The organism is Arthrobacter cheniae, from assembly GCF_003602275.1.
In the GTDB taxonomy this organism is placed as follows: Bacteria; Actinomycetota; Actinomycetes; order Actinomycetales; family Micrococcaceae; genus Arthrobacter_D; species Arthrobacter_D cheniae.
This window is the reverse complement of record NZ_QZVT01000005.1, coordinates 298486-311203: the sequence shown is the minus strand read 5'-3', so window position 1 is coordinate 311203 and position 12718 is coordinate 298486. Positions and strand designations below refer to the sequence as shown.

Genomic DNA, 12718 nt, shown 5'->3' with positions numbered 1-12718 from the left:
CCGCCGTCCGGCGGGTGGGCTCCTATCAGTATGAGGTGACCACATGGCTCTAACGCCAGAAGACGTTGTCAACAAGAGGTTCCAGCCGACGAAGTTCCGCGAGGGCTACGACCAGGACGAGGTGGATGATTTCCTTGACGAGATCGTCGTCGAACTCCGCCGCCTGAACCAGGAGAACGAGGACCTGCGCCGCAAGGTGACGGGCAGCTCGTCGGACACCTCACAGGCCACCGCAGTCCCCGCCCCTGTCGCGGCGAGGTCGCATACCGAGGAGGTCGGCTCCGAGGACGAGTCCGCTCCCGCCGTAGCGGTGGCCGAGGTCGAAGAGCCGACGCCCGCACCGGCACCCGCCGCGCCGGCAGCAACCGGTGGGACCGCCGAGTCCGCTGCAGGTGTCCTCGCAATGGCGCAGCGCCTGCACGACGAATACGTCAACGCCGGCGTCGAGCAGCGTGACAAGATCATCGCCGAAGCGCAGATCGAAGCAAGCGGCCTCGTCAATGACGCCGAGGAGAAGAGCCGCAAGACCCTCGGGGACCTCGAGCAGCAGAAGTCCGTCCTGGAGCGCAAGGTGGAGCAGCTCCGAGGCTTCGAGCGTGACTACCGTGCGCGCCTCAAGGCGTACATCGAGGGCCAGCTCCGCGACCTCGACTCGCGTGGATCGCTCGCCTCCGACGCGCCGGCCGCCTAGCAGGCATCCGGCCCGATCCTTGTCGGGCCAGCAGTGGAAGGGCCGGTTGCCGGGGGCACAACCCCGGAAGCCGGCCCTTCGCCGTTCAGGCCACGGTCGACCGTGGCCGCATCAGCACCTACACCCTGGATGGACAGTGGACGAGCACCAGCCGACAGACCCGACACCCGAGGCATCGCCATCGGCGGCGGAGGGACCCCCAGGAAGCGCTGCATCCCGTGACCGGCAGCGCATCCCCAGGCATTACGGCGTCGTCATGCTCCTGTGCACCCTCGTGGCCTATGTCCTCGATCAGCTCACGAAATGGTGGGTCGTCTCGACGATGAGCGAGGGCCAGGTCACCCCGGTGTTCCCGCCGCTCCTCGACTGGCGGTTCATCCGTAATCCGGGAGCCGCGTTCTCGATCGGCACGGACTACACCTGGGTCTTCACGATCATCATGGTGGTCGTCGCGACGGCCATCGTGCTGCAGGTCCGGAAGGTCGCATCGTGGGGGTGGTCGGTGGCACTGGGGCTGGTCCTCGGTGGTGCGCTCGGCAACCTCACCGATCGGCTGTTCAGGGAACCCTCCTTCGGACAGGGCCATGTCGTGGACTTCATCGCCCTGCCCAACTTCGCAATCTTCAACATCGCCGATTCGGCCGTTGTCAGCGGCGTCGTACTGATCTGCATCCTGACCCTGCGAGGCATCGGGATGGACGGACGCCGCAGCGCTGACGAGGCTCCAGCAGGATCGATGGCGGAAGGCTCGGCAGGCTCGGCAGGCGCGGCAGACGCGGAGGGTGCAGACGTCGCTCACCGATCGACGGACACGACATCCGGTGAAGCACCGGACGCGGCCGCGGACGGCGCGACGCAATCGGACGGCGCGACGCAATCGACGACCGAGGACGGGGACGACGACCGTGGCCGCTGAGCACCGCGACGTCATCGTCCCCGAATCCGAAACCGGCACCAGGGCGGACGCCGCCGTGGCCCGCCTGCTGGAGGTCTCCCGTTCCGCCGTCGCACAGTGGTGCGCGGACGGTCGGGTCATCCGTGACGGCGCGCGCCTGGCCAAGTCGGACCGGGTTCATGAGGGAGAGCGGATCGGCATCGACATGCCCGATCCCGAGGACCGGAACCGAATCATCCCCGAGGCCGTCGACGGCATGGGGATACTGCTCGATGACGATGATTTCGTCGTCGTCGACAAGCCCGTCGGTGTCGCCGCCCATCCCTCTCCGGGCTGGGTCGGTCCCACCGTCGTCGGAGCCCTCGCAGCAGCCGGCTACCGCATCTCGACCTCGGGTGCACCTGAGCGCGTCGGTATCGTCCATCGGCTCGACGTCGGGACGTCGGGCGCGATGGTGGTTGCCAAGACCGAGCCCGCCTATACGGCCCTGAAGCGCGCCTTCAAGGAACGCGAGGTCGAAAAGGTCTACCACGCAGTCGTCCAGGGCCTGCCAGACCCGCTGAAGGGCACCATCGATGCGCCGATCGGGCGGCACCCGCACCATGAGTGGCGCTTCGCCGTGATGGAGGACGGCCGGGACTCGGTCACCCACTACGAGGTGCTCGAGGCCTTCGGGCGCGCGAGCCTCGTCGAAGTCCACCTCGAGACAGGGCGGACGCACCAGATCCGCGTCCACTTCTCCGCGCTCCGCCACCCCTGCGCGGGTGATCTGACCTACGGTGCCGACCCGCGTCTCGCCGCCGACCTGGGTCTCACGCGGCAGTGGCTCCATGCGCACCGCCTGGGCTTCGCACACCCCCGCACAGGGGAGCCGGTGCTCGTCACCAGCCCCTACCCCGTGGACCTGGCGTATGCGCTGACGGCGCTGTCCAACGGCCTGGTGTGACCCGAGGGGCGGACCAGTGCGACACGCCGCGAGGACCTCGTAGGACGGCCTCGACGATCCTCGGTGGGGAGTCGGCGCACTAGACTCAGGGGGTGGCTACTCCTGCATCAACAGACTCGTTCGTCCATCTCCACAACCACACCGAGTACTCGATGCTCGACGGCGCCGCCCGGCTGACGGACCTTTTCAGCCACACCGAGGAACTGGGGATGAAGGCCCTCGCGACCACGGACCACGGGTTCGTGTTCGGCGCTTTCGACTTCTGGAGCAAGGCGACCAGCGCGGGCATCAAGCCCATCATCGGTGTCGAGGCCTACCTCACGCCGGGAACCGCGCGGAACGACCGCACCCGTGTGAAGTGGGGTGGCGGCGGGCGCGACGACGTCTCGGGCGCGGGTGCCTACACCCATATGACCCTGTGGTCCGAGACCACCGGTGGCATGCACAACCTGTTCCGGATGTCGTCCCTGGCTTCCCTCGAGGGCTACCTCTACAAGCCCCGTATGGACCGCGACCTGCTGCAGACCTACGGGAAGGGCCTGATCGCGACCACCGGTTGCCCGTCGGGTGAAGTGCAGACGAAGCTGCGCCTGGGGCTGTACAGGGAAGCGGTGCAGGCGGCGTCGGACTTCCGGGACATCTTCGGGGCCGACAACTACTTCTGCGAACTGATGGACCACGGGCTCGATATCGAGCGGAACGTCAAGGCGGACCTGATCAAGCTCGCGCGCGAACTCAACCTCCCCCTCGTCGCCACGAACGACCTGCACTACACCCACGCCGAGGACTCCAAGGCCCACGCCGCCCTGCTCTGTGTCCAGTCCGGGTCGACGCTCGCGGACCCGAAACGCTTCAAGTTCGACGCCGACGAGTTCTACCTCAAGTCGCCGGCAGAAATGCGTGCGATCTTCCGCGACTACCCCGAGGCCTGCGACAACACGCTGCTCATCGCAGAGCGCTGCGACGTCGAGTTCAACACCAAGGCGAACTACATGCCGCGGTTCCCCGTCCCCGAGGGGGAGAACGAGCAGTCCTGGTTCGTGAAGGAGGTCGAAACGGGACTGCAGTTCCGTTACCCGGCCGGCGTGCCCGACGATGTGCGGAAGCAGGCCGAGTTCGAGGTCGGCGTCATCACCCAGATGGGCTTCCCGGGCTACTTCCTCGTGGTCGCCGACTTCATCAACTGGGCGAAGAACAACGGTATCCGGGTGGGCCCCGGACGTGGCTCCGGTGCGGGCTCCATGGTGGCTTACGCCATGCGCATCACCGATCTCGATCCCCTGAAGCACGGACTCATCTTCGAGCGCTTCCTGAATCCTGAGCGTGTCTCGATGCCCGACTTCGACGTCGACTTCGATGATCGGCGCCGCTCCGAGGTCATCCGGTACGTGACGGAGAAGTACGGCGACGAGCGCGTGGCGATGATCGTGACCTACGGCACCATCAAGGCCAAGCAGGCGCTCAAGGACTCCTCCCGCGTCATGGGCTACCCGTTCTCCACGGGTGAGCGCCTCACGAAGGCCATGCCACCCGACGTCATGGGTAAGGGCCTTGCCCTGGCGGACGTCCACAACAAGGGTGCCAAGCGCTACTCCGAAGCGGAGGAACTGCGTGAGCTGCTGAGGACGGACGCCGACTCCGAAAAGGTCTTCGAGACGGCTCTCGGCCTCGAGGGGCTGAAGCGCCAGTGGGGCGTGCACGCAGCCGGCGTCATCATGTCCTCGGACCCGCTGATCGACATCATCCCGATCATGCGCCGCGAGCAGGACGGCCAGATCATCACGCAGTTCGACTACCCGACGTGCGAGGGCCTCGGACTGATCAAGATGGACTTCCTCGGCCTGAGGAACCTGACGATCATCACGGACGCCGTCGAGAACATCAAGGCGAACAAGGACACCGACCTGGTCCTCGAGGATCTTGAGCTCGACGACAAGGAGTCCTACGAGCTCCTGGCGCGCGGCGACACACTGGGGGTCTTCCAGCTCGACGGCGGGCCCATGCGGTCCCTGCTGAAGCTCATGCGCCCCGACAACTTCGAGGACATCTCGGCCGTTCTTGCCCTCTACAGGCCCGGTCCCATGGGCGTGAACTCGCACACGAACTACGCCCTGCGCAAGAACGGGCTGCAGGATATCGAGCCGATCCACCCTGAGCTCGAGGGGCCGCTCGAGGAGATCCTCGGGGGGACCTATGGCCTGATCGTCTACCAGGAGCAGGTGATGTCCGCGGCGCAGAAGCTCGCGAACTTCACGCTCGGCCAGGCGGACATGCTCCGCCGCGCGATGGGCAAGAAGAAGAAGTCGGAGCTGGACAAGCAGCAGGCCGACTTCTTCGCGGGAATGAAGGCCAACGGCTACTCGCAGGCCGCGATGGACAAGCTGTGGACCGTGCTCGAGTCCTTCTCGGACTACGCGTTCAACAAGGCCCACACGGCTGCGTACGGACTGGTGTCCTACTGGACCGCCTACCTGAAGGCGCATTACCCCGCCGAGTACATGGCCGCGCTTCTCACGAGCGTCGGCGATGACAAGGACAAGCTGGCGATCTACCTCAACGAGTGCCGCCGCATGGGGATCACCGTACTGCCTCCGGATGTCAACGAATCGAGCGTCAACTTCACCCCCGTGGGGAAGGACGTCCGCTTCGGCATGGGCGCCATCCGGAACGTCGGCGCGAGCGTCGTCGGCGCCATGGTGGCCGCGCGCGAGGAGAAGGGCGCGTTCACCTCGTTCAGCGACTTCCTGCAGAAGGTTCCCGCCGTCGTCTGCAACAAGCGCACCATCGAGTCGCTCATCAAGGCCGGAGCGTTCGATTCGCTGCGGCATCCGCGCAGGGCCCTCGCGATGATTCACGAGGAAGCCGTCGACTCCGTGATCGTCCTCAAGCGCAACGAGGCGGCGAACCAGTTCGACCTCTTCAGCGCATTCGACGACGGCCCTGGCGGCGTGGGCGGACTGTCGGTCGAGGTGCCGGACCTGCCGGAATGGGACAAGAAGGACAAGCTGTCCTTTGAGCGCGACATGCTCGGGCTCTACGTGTCGGATCATCCGCTGCAGGGCCTGGAGGGCATCCTCGGTCAGCACGCCGACTCGTCGATCCCCTCGATCATCAGTGACGAAGGTCCGGCCGACGGCGCCATCGTGACCATCGCGGGCATGATCACCTCGCTGCAGCGCAGGATCGCGAAGAACAGCGGCAACGCCTACGCACGGGCCGAGGTCGAGGATCTCGCGGGCTCCATGGAGGTCATGTTCTTCGGTCAGGTGTACGGACCCATCTCGGGTGTCCTCGCGGAGGACCTGATCGTCGTCGTGCGCGGTCGCCTGCAGCGCAGGGACGACGGCGCCGTGATGCTCAACGCGCAGGAACTCTCCGTGCCGGACCTCAGCGAGGGGCACTCAGGGCCCGTGGTGATCTCGATGCTGCAGCACAAGGCGACGGAGACCGCCGTCACGGCCCTCGGCGACGTCCTGCGGACCCATCCCGGAACCAGCGAGGTGCTGATCCGGCTCAACGGGTCCAGGAAGGTGGAGGTCCTGAAGCTGGGTGTCGACCTGCGGGTCAGTCCGACGCCGGGACTGTTCGGCGACCTGAAGGTCCTGCTCGGGCCTGCGTGCCTCGACGCCTGAGGGCGGCGACGGGCGGCTCGAGGGCGGCGCGGCACGGCCCGAGGGCGGCCAGGCGAGTCAGATCACGTAGTCGGTCGTCGTCGGCGTTCCGTAGCTGCCGCCGTGGTAGAGCAGGGGGGCGCCGTCAGGCCCGATATTCCCCGCGACCACCTCGGCGACGACCACGGCGTTGTTCTCGAAGGACAGGCGCATGCTGATGCGTCCCACGAGCCAGCCGGCAACGTCCTTCAGGATGGGCACGCCCTCGGGGCCGGACTCCCAGTGGTCACCGGTGAAACGGTCCTTGGTCCGCGCGAAGCGATTGGCGAGACCCTCGTTCTCGGTGCTGAGCATGTGCACCCCCACGAAATTCGTATTGGCCACCGCCGGCCACGAGGATGACGTCCGCGCCATGTTGAACGAGAACCGCGGTGGCTCGGCGGACAGCGAGGCCACCGAGGTGGCCGTGAACCCGAAGGGGATGTCGTTGTACGTGGCCGTGATGATGGCGACGCCGGCGGCATGGCGGCGGAAGATCTCGCGGAAGGACTCGCCGTGCGACTCGGAAAGGGGCTGCAGCTCCGGCGCGGTGCTCGAATTGTTCACGTGGTTCCTCCGGGGGATCGACGGCGGTGGACAGCGCTGTGTGGAGGGCCCGTCCGATGAGGATGACCCTTCGCGTTGCCACAACAACACTAGGCGCGGTCCCCGGACACGGGGTGGTTTGTTAATGTAGAAGTCATGCGTGCCAGCCAGGAACCGGATGCCGGTTCGAGCAACTATCCACCTGCTGTCTACGCTGTCGCCGAGAACCGCCGATCCGTGCCACCGGCCGGAGTCTTCTGGTGGCTCGGTTCGACCATCCTGCTGGGGGCCGTCATCGGGGTGGCGTGGTGGCTGCTCGCTCCGACCGGGCGCGTTTTCGGCGATCCGGTCAGTGCAGACCAGTGGGTGCTTCGTGACCTCACCCTGGCCGGCCTCGAACTGGTCGCGGGCGTCGCAGTGGGTACCGTCGTCGCGGTCAGGCTCAGGGGCCCCGGGGTCGTAGCCCGTATCCTCGCCGCAATCGGGGGCTCGGTGCTCGGCTCCTTGCTAGCACTGGGCGTGGGCGAGGGCCTCGCCTATCTGTTCGGCCCGCACGGGCGCGACGAGCTTCCCGGGTCCGACTTCCTGCTCCAGTCGTACGGTGCTCTCGCGATCTGGCCCGCCGTCGCCGCCGTGATCATCTTCGTCACGGCCCTCATCGGCCTTGCACGCCGGAGGTCCTGACCGCTTCCGGTCCGCGAGGACCGGCCGCGGCTCCCGATAGACTTCGGAGGTGACCCAAGCGCCCAGCACCTCATCCATTGCCTTCAGGACGATCGATCTTCGGGGCCGGGCACTGTCGCCGGGTGAGTTGAAGCGCGCCATGCCGAGGGCAGCCGCGAGTGCCCGGTCCTCGGAGAGCGCAGTGCAGGAGATCATCGATGACGTCCGGAGCCGTGGCTTCGCTGCACTCCGGGATTTCGCCCTCCGCTTCGACGGCGTCGAGCAGGAGCACCCCCGCGTGCCGGCCGAGGTGATCGCAGCCGCGGTGGAGGGGCTCGACGACGATGTGAGGTCGGCCCTCGACGAGGCCATCCGCCGCGCACGCATCTTCGCCCAGGCCCAGGTGCCCCGGGACGTGGAGGTCGACATCGCTCCTGGAGCCACCCTCACCCACAAGTGGATCGCCGTCGACCGCGTGGGCCTGTACGTGCCCGGGGGCCTGGCGGTCTACCCCTCATCCGTTGTCATGAACGTCGTTCCCGCCCAGGCGGCCGGGGTCGGATCCATCGCACTCGCCTCCCCTCCGCAGAAGGAGTTCGGCGGTTGGCCGCATCCCGTCATCCTCGCGGCCGCGTCGATGCTCGGCATCTCCGAGGTGTACGCCATGGGCGGTGCGCAGGCCGTGGCTGCCCTCGCCTACGGAATCGCCGATGCCGGGGTGCAGGACCCGGCGGTGGTCGGTGCTGCGATCCACCCTGTTGATGTCATCACCGGACCCGGCAACGTCTTCGTAGCCACAGCCAAGCGACTGGTGCGCGGTGAGGTCGGCATCGATTCCGAAGCAGGGACCACCGAGATAGCCGTCCTTGCCGATGCGACTGCCAACGCGGACCTGGTGGCCGCGGACCTGGTCAGCCAGGCGGAGCACGATCCACAGGCGGCATCGGTGCTCGTGACGGATTCCGGGGGCCTTGCCGGAGCCGTCGTCGAAGCACTTCAGGTGCGGGCCGCACGGACGCGCCACGCCGAGCGCGTGCGGACGGCCCTGTCCGGCTCGCAATCGGGAGTGATCCTGGTCGACGACATCGAGCAGGGCATCGCCGTGTGCAACGCCTACGCGGCGGAGCACCTCGAGATCCAGACGGCAGACGCGGCAGGAGTAGCGGCGCGTATCCGGAACGCGGGGGCCATCTTCATCGGCGCCAGCAGCCCGGTCAGCCTCGGAGATTACTGTGCCGGATCCAATCACGTCCTGCCGACGGGCGGCACCGCTGCCTTTGCGAGCGGCCTGAACGTCACGACCTTCCTGAAGGCGGTGCAGCTCGTGAACTACGATCGGGACGCCCTGCGCGAAGTGTCGTCGTCGATCGTGGCCCTTGCGGCTGCTGAGAATCTCCCTGCGCACGGTGAAGCAGTTCTGGCACGCTTCGAGAAGATGTCGGAATCTGCCTCCTGAAGGCTTCCGGCCACTACATCTGGTAATTACAGTGTTGTTGTTTCACCACATGTAGTCCTAAACTGGGCATAATGACCGCCGAGGAACTGAAGGGGGAGCTGTGTACTGTCCGTACTGCCGCAATCCCGACTCGCGTGTCGTCGACAGCCGGCTCGCAGATGACGGATCAGCAATCCGCCGTCGTCGTCTGTGTCCCCAGTGCGGGCGGCGTTTCAGTACCGTCGAGACGACGAGCCTCAGCGTAGTCAAGCGTTCAGGTGCCGGGGAGCCCTTCAGTCGGTCGAAGATCATCAACGGCGTCCGCAAGGCGTGCCAAGGCAGGCCCGTCACGGAGGACGACCTCGCGTTGCTGGCGCAGGAGGTCGAGGAGACGGTCCGTGCAAGCGGTGTCGCCGAGATCGATGCGCATGAAGTCGGGCTCGCGATCCTGGAGCCACTGCGCAAGCTCGACCAGATCGCCTACCTGCGTTTCGCCAGCGTGTACCAGGGCTTCGAATCCCTCGAGGACTTCGAAGAGGCCATCAGCACCCTTCGCCGGCAGACGAGTGACAACGAGCGCGTGCCCGCCGGGGCGCAGAGGCCGTTGACGGCGCGGTAGCGCCCATGAGACCCCGGTGGTGGCTGCGGAGGGGAAGCCGACGCCACCACCGGTTCCACGTCCGCCTCGTGGGAGGCAGGACCGGGACAGAAGTGAAGCCCGGTACGGATCCGATCCGTACCGGGCTTCACCGCTATACGGGGCTTGTCCGGGAATTCGGGCCCTCGGACTAGCTCAGGCCCTTGGACTGAAGGAGTGCTGCCTGCAGGGCGCCGCCGACGATTCCCGCATGGTTCTTCAACTGTGCCGGGATGATGGGGGTACGCAGTTGAAGGGAGGGCAGGTACTCGCTGCTGCGCTTCGAGATGCCGCCGCCGACGATGAACAGCTCGGGGGAGAAGAGGAACTCCACGTGGGCGAAGTAGCGCTGGAGGCGCACGGCGTACTCGTCCCAGTCGATGCCGTCCCGTTCACGAGCGACGGCGGAAGCCTTGGTCTCGGCGTCGTGGCCGTCCACCTCGAGGTGCCCGAGTTCCACGTTCGGAACGAGCCTTCCGTCGAAGATGAAGGCTGAGCCGATACCGGTTCCGAGGGTGATCACCAGGACCGTGCCCATCTTTCCCTTGCCGGCTCCGTAGCGGACTTCGGCGAGCCCGGCCGCGTCGGCGTCGTTGATCACATGGACATCGCGACCGAGGACCTTCGTGAACAGGGCGTCGACATCCGTGTTGACCCAGCTCTTGTCCACGTTGGCCGCGGAGCGGGCGACACCGTGCTGGATGATCGCTGGGAACGTGACTCCCACCGGGACGTCGGCTCCGGGACCCTCGGGTCGAGCCGACAGTTCAGCGACGATCTGAGCTACGACCTCCGCCACAGCCTCAGGAGTCGAGGGTTTCGGCGTGGGTATGCGGTACCGCTCGCCGACGATCACGCCCTTCTCGAGGTCTACGATGCCGCCCTTGATGCCCGTGCCGCCGATATCGACGCCGATGACTGTTGCGGGGAGTTTCTTCGACTTCTTCTTCTCGATGTCCTTGGCCATGATTCTCCGTTGAGGTGGGTCGGCGTTGAGGTGGGTCGGCGCGAGCCGGAATGGCGTGGTGCAGTGTGCGGGCAGGAAGTGCGGGGAGGCTGCGCTAGGGCAGGGTCAGGATCTCCGCGCCGCGGTCGGTGACAACGAGCGTGTGCTCGAACTGCGCTGTCCTCTTGCGGTCCTTCGTGACGACGGTCCAGTCATCCGCCCACATGGTCCAGTCGATGCTCCCCAGGGTGAGCATCGGTTCGATGGTGAAGACCATTCCCGGCTCGATGACACGGTTGTAGGCGGGGGCGGCGTCGTAGTGGGGGATGATCAGGCCCGTGTGGAACGCTTCTCCGACGCCGTGCCCGGTGAAGTCACGGACAACACCATAACCGAAGCGCTTCGCGTAGGACTCGATGGATCGTCCGATGACGTTGATCTCGCGACCGGGGGCCACGGCTTTGATGGCCCGATTGAGGGACTCCTGCGTGCGCTCGACCAGAAGGCGTGACTCTTCGTCGACATCCCCGATACAGAAGGTGTAGTTCGTGTCCCCATGCACCCCGTCCTTGTAGGCCGTGATGTCGATGTTGAGGATGTCGCCGTCCTTGAGCACCGTCGAATCCGGGATGCCGTGGCAGATGACCTCGTTGAGCGATGAGCAGAGCGACTTGGGGAAGCCACGGTAGCCGAGCGTCGAGGGGTAGGCGCCGTGGTCGAGGATGTACTCGTGGCCTATCCGGTCGAGGTGGTCCGTGGTGACGCCGGGCTTCGCGTGGTGTCCGACCTCGACGATGGCCTGTGCGGCGATCCTGCCCGCGACGCGGATCTTCTCGATGGTCTCCGGTGTCTTGACCTCGGATCCGGTGAACGGTGCAGGCGCCGTGCGCCCCACGTACTCGGGACGGGCGATGCCCGGTGGGACGGGACGCTGCGGCGAGATGGTGCCGGGTGTCAGGGTCCCGAGAGGGGCGGTGGCGGATGGCTGGGGCATACCCTTGATCCTATAGCGGGGTCGGTACGACAGCTGTCAGAGCTGGCGCTCCGACGCCCGGATGACACGGCGCGGGTCCCGCATCCACGGGGCCGGATCCACAAGCCCCGGACAGAAGAAGGTCGACATGACGGAGTACTGGTTCAACGTTCGCACGCACGAGATCGAGGAGGACCGGCTGTCGGACTGGTCGCAGCTTCTCGGGCCCTACGCTACCCGCGCCGAGGCGGAGAAGGCGCTCGAAAAAGTCCAGCAGCGCAATGACGACTGGGACAGGGACGACGACTAGGGCCCACGCTGCAGGGTCCGACTGTCAGAAGGTGTGCTCCGGTCCTGGGAAGGTTCCTCCCCGGACATCGTCCGCGTAGGCCCTGGCTGCGTCCGAGAGGGTTGTCCGGAGGTCCGCGTACTGCTTGACGAACCTCGCCTGTCGGCCGCCGCGCAGCCCGGCCATGTCCTGCCAGACGAGTACCTGGCCGGTCGTGCCGGGACCCGCTCCGATGCCGATCGTCGGTACGCGCACCGCGGCCTCCACGGCACCTGCCGTCTCGGCGGGCACCATCTCCATCAGCACACAGAACGCCCCTGCCTCGGCGAGGGCGACGGCGTCGTCCACGATCCGCTGGGACGCCTCACCCCGGCCCTGGACACGATAGCCGCCGAGAGCGTGCTCGCTCTGCGGGGTGAAACCGACGTGCGCCATGACCGGGATGCCGGCGCGAACCACGGCGCGCACCGTGTCGGCGTAGTCGGCGCCGCCCTCCATCTTCACGGCGTGCACAAGTCCTTCCTTGAGCAGCCGGACCGAGGACTCCACTGCCTGCTGGGGTGACACCTCATAGCTGCCGAACGGCAGGTCGGCCACGACGAGGGCCCGGTGCGAGGCTCGACTCACCGAACGGCTGAACAGGATCATCTCGTCAAGGGTGATGGGCAATGTCGTGGCGTGTCCGAGGACATTGTTGGCTGCCGAATCGCCGACGAGGAGGACCTCGATGCCGGCCTCGTCGAACACCGCCGCGGCGTACTGGTCGTAGGCAGTGAGCATCGCGAAGTGCGTGCCCGTGTCCTTGGCCTGCTGCAGGTGGTGGATCCGGATCCTGCCAGGGATCCTCGGTCCCGATGATGTGCCCGACGGTCCGGCGGAGTTCGGGGCCACACCGTCTCCGTAGGGGGCGGGCAATTCAGCGGACGTCATGCCACGAGACTATCGGACCCCGCAGTGCGGCCGCCTGCCGTCGTCATTCGTCGACCGGATCATGCTCGGCGCCAGGTCGCGTACGCAGTGCCGAAGCGGCATGCCGGCAAGGGCGCG

The 12718-nt window shown here is 66.6% G+C and carries 11 protein-coding genes and 1 pseudogene; 8 read left to right on the top strand and 4 right to left on the bottom strand.

Translation table 11 applies throughout. The features are described 5' to 3' along the window. Positions 1–43 precede the first annotated feature (43 nt). The 4 genes and pseudogenes from D6T63_RS11705 (at position 44) to dnaE (ending at position 6164) form a co-directional block, all read left to right on the top strand. Complete coding sequence (locus D6T63_RS11705) at positions 44–691, top strand: DivIVA domain-containing protein (protein WP_120149206.1); 648 nt, start codon at positions 44–46, stop codon at positions 689–691. A 232-nt stretch (positions 692–923) separates the two neighbouring features. Further along, positions 924–1401: pseudogene (gene lspA / locus D6T63_RS11700) on the top strand (signal peptidase II); the annotation flags it as partial. A gap of 195 nt (positions 1402–1596) precedes the next feature. Continuing rightward, positions 1597–2532, top strand: coding sequence for an RluA family pseudouridine synthase (locus D6T63_RS11695; protein WP_120149205.1), 936 nt, complete (start codon positions 1597–1599; stop codon positions 2530–2532). A 92-nt stretch (positions 2533–2624) separates the two neighbouring features. Further along, positions 2625–6164: a DNA polymerase III subunit alpha gene (dnaE, locus tag D6T63_RS11690; RefSeq protein WP_268878021.1), complete on the top strand. Its 3540-nt coding sequence runs from the start codon at positions 2625–2627 to the stop codon at positions 6162–6164. Between the two features lie 57 nt (positions 6165–6221). Here dnaE and D6T63_RS11685 read toward each other — a convergent pair whose 3' ends face one another. After that, positions 6222–6749: a flavin reductase family protein gene (locus D6T63_RS11685; protein ID WP_235830696.1), complete on the bottom strand. Its 528-nt coding sequence runs from the start codon at positions 6747–6749 to the stop codon at positions 6222–6224. A 135-nt stretch (positions 6750–6884) separates the two neighbouring features. Here D6T63_RS11685 and D6T63_RS11680 point away from each other — a divergent pair, with 135 nt between their 5' ends. The 3 genes from D6T63_RS11680 to nrdR all read left to right on the top strand — a co-directional run bounded on the left by D6T63_RS11680 (position 6885) and on the right by nrdR (position 9445). Next, positions 6885–7412, top strand: coding sequence for a hypothetical protein (locus D6T63_RS11680; RefSeq protein ID WP_120149203.1), 528 nt, complete (start codon positions 6885–6887; stop codon positions 7410–7412). A 49-nt stretch (positions 7413–7461) separates the two neighbouring features. Next, positions 7462–8847 (top strand): histidinol dehydrogenase, encoded by a 1386-nt coding sequence (gene hisD, locus D6T63_RS11675; protein WP_235830695.1) that lies wholly within the window; start codon positions 7462–7464, stop codon positions 8845–8847. Positions 8848–8947: 100 nt separating this feature from the next. Beyond that, positions 8948–9445 carry a transcriptional regulator NrdR gene (gene nrdR / locus D6T63_RS11670; RefSeq protein WP_120149201.1) on the top strand — a complete coding sequence of 166 codons (498 nt, stop codon included), beginning with the start codon at positions 8948–8950 and terminating at the stop codon, positions 9443–9445. Positions 9446–9614: 169 nt separating this feature from the next. Here nrdR and ppgK read toward each other — a convergent pair whose 3' ends face one another. Both ppgK and map read right to left on the bottom strand, forming a co-directional pair. Continuing rightward, the gene (ppgK, locus tag D6T63_RS11665; RefSeq protein WP_120149200.1) at positions 9615–10430 is read right to left on the bottom strand and encodes a polyphosphate--glucose phosphotransferase; all 816 of its coding nucleotides are present in this window, start codon (positions 10428–10430) and stop codon (positions 9615–9617) included. A 94-nt stretch (positions 10431–10524) separates the two neighbouring features. Further along, positions 10525–11403, bottom strand: a complete 879-nt coding sequence (map, locus tag D6T63_RS11660; RefSeq protein WP_120149199.1) for a type I methionyl aminopeptidase — start codon at positions 11401–11403, stop codon at positions 10525–10527. A 127-nt stretch (positions 11404–11530) separates the two neighbouring features. Between map and D6T63_RS11655 the strand changes: the two genes are divergently transcribed. Next, positions 11531–11692 carry an SPOR domain-containing protein gene (locus D6T63_RS11655; RefSeq protein ID WP_120149198.1) on the top strand — a complete coding sequence of 54 codons (162 nt, stop codon included), beginning with the start codon at positions 11531–11533 and terminating at the stop codon, positions 11690–11692. 24 nt (positions 11693–11716) lie between these two features. Here D6T63_RS11655 and panB read toward each other — a convergent pair whose 3' ends face one another. Next, positions 11717–12601 carry a 3-methyl-2-oxobutanoate hydroxymethyltransferase gene (gene panB, locus D6T63_RS11650; RefSeq protein WP_120149197.1) on the bottom strand — a complete coding sequence of 295 codons (885 nt, stop codon included), beginning with the start codon at positions 12599–12601 and terminating at the stop codon, positions 11717–11719. Positions 12602–12718: the final 117 nt, after the last annotated feature.

Coding starts and splice junctions, on each gene's coding strand:
- D6T63_RS11705 (WP_120149206.1), top strand. CDS start 44: ATGGCTCTAACGCCAGAAGACGTTGTCAACAAGAGGTTCCAGCCGACG.
- D6T63_RS11680 (WP_120149203.1), top strand. CDS start 6,885: ATGCGTGCCAGCCAGGAACCGGATGCCGGTTCGAGCAACTATCCACCT.
- ppgK (WP_120149200.1), bottom strand. CDS start 10,430: ATGGCCAAGGACATCGAGAAGAAGAAGTCGAAGAAACTCCCCGCAACA.
- map (WP_120149199.1), bottom strand. CDS start 11,403: ATGCCCCAGCCATCCGCCACCGCCCCTCTCGGGACCCTGACACCCGGC.
- D6T63_RS11655 (WP_120149198.1), top strand. CDS start 11,531: ATGACGGAGTACTGGTTCAACGTTCGCACGCACGAGATCGAGGAGGAC.
- panB (WP_120149197.1), bottom strand. CDS start 12,601: ATGACGTCCGCTGAATTGCCCGCCCCCTACGGAGACGGTGTGGCCCCG.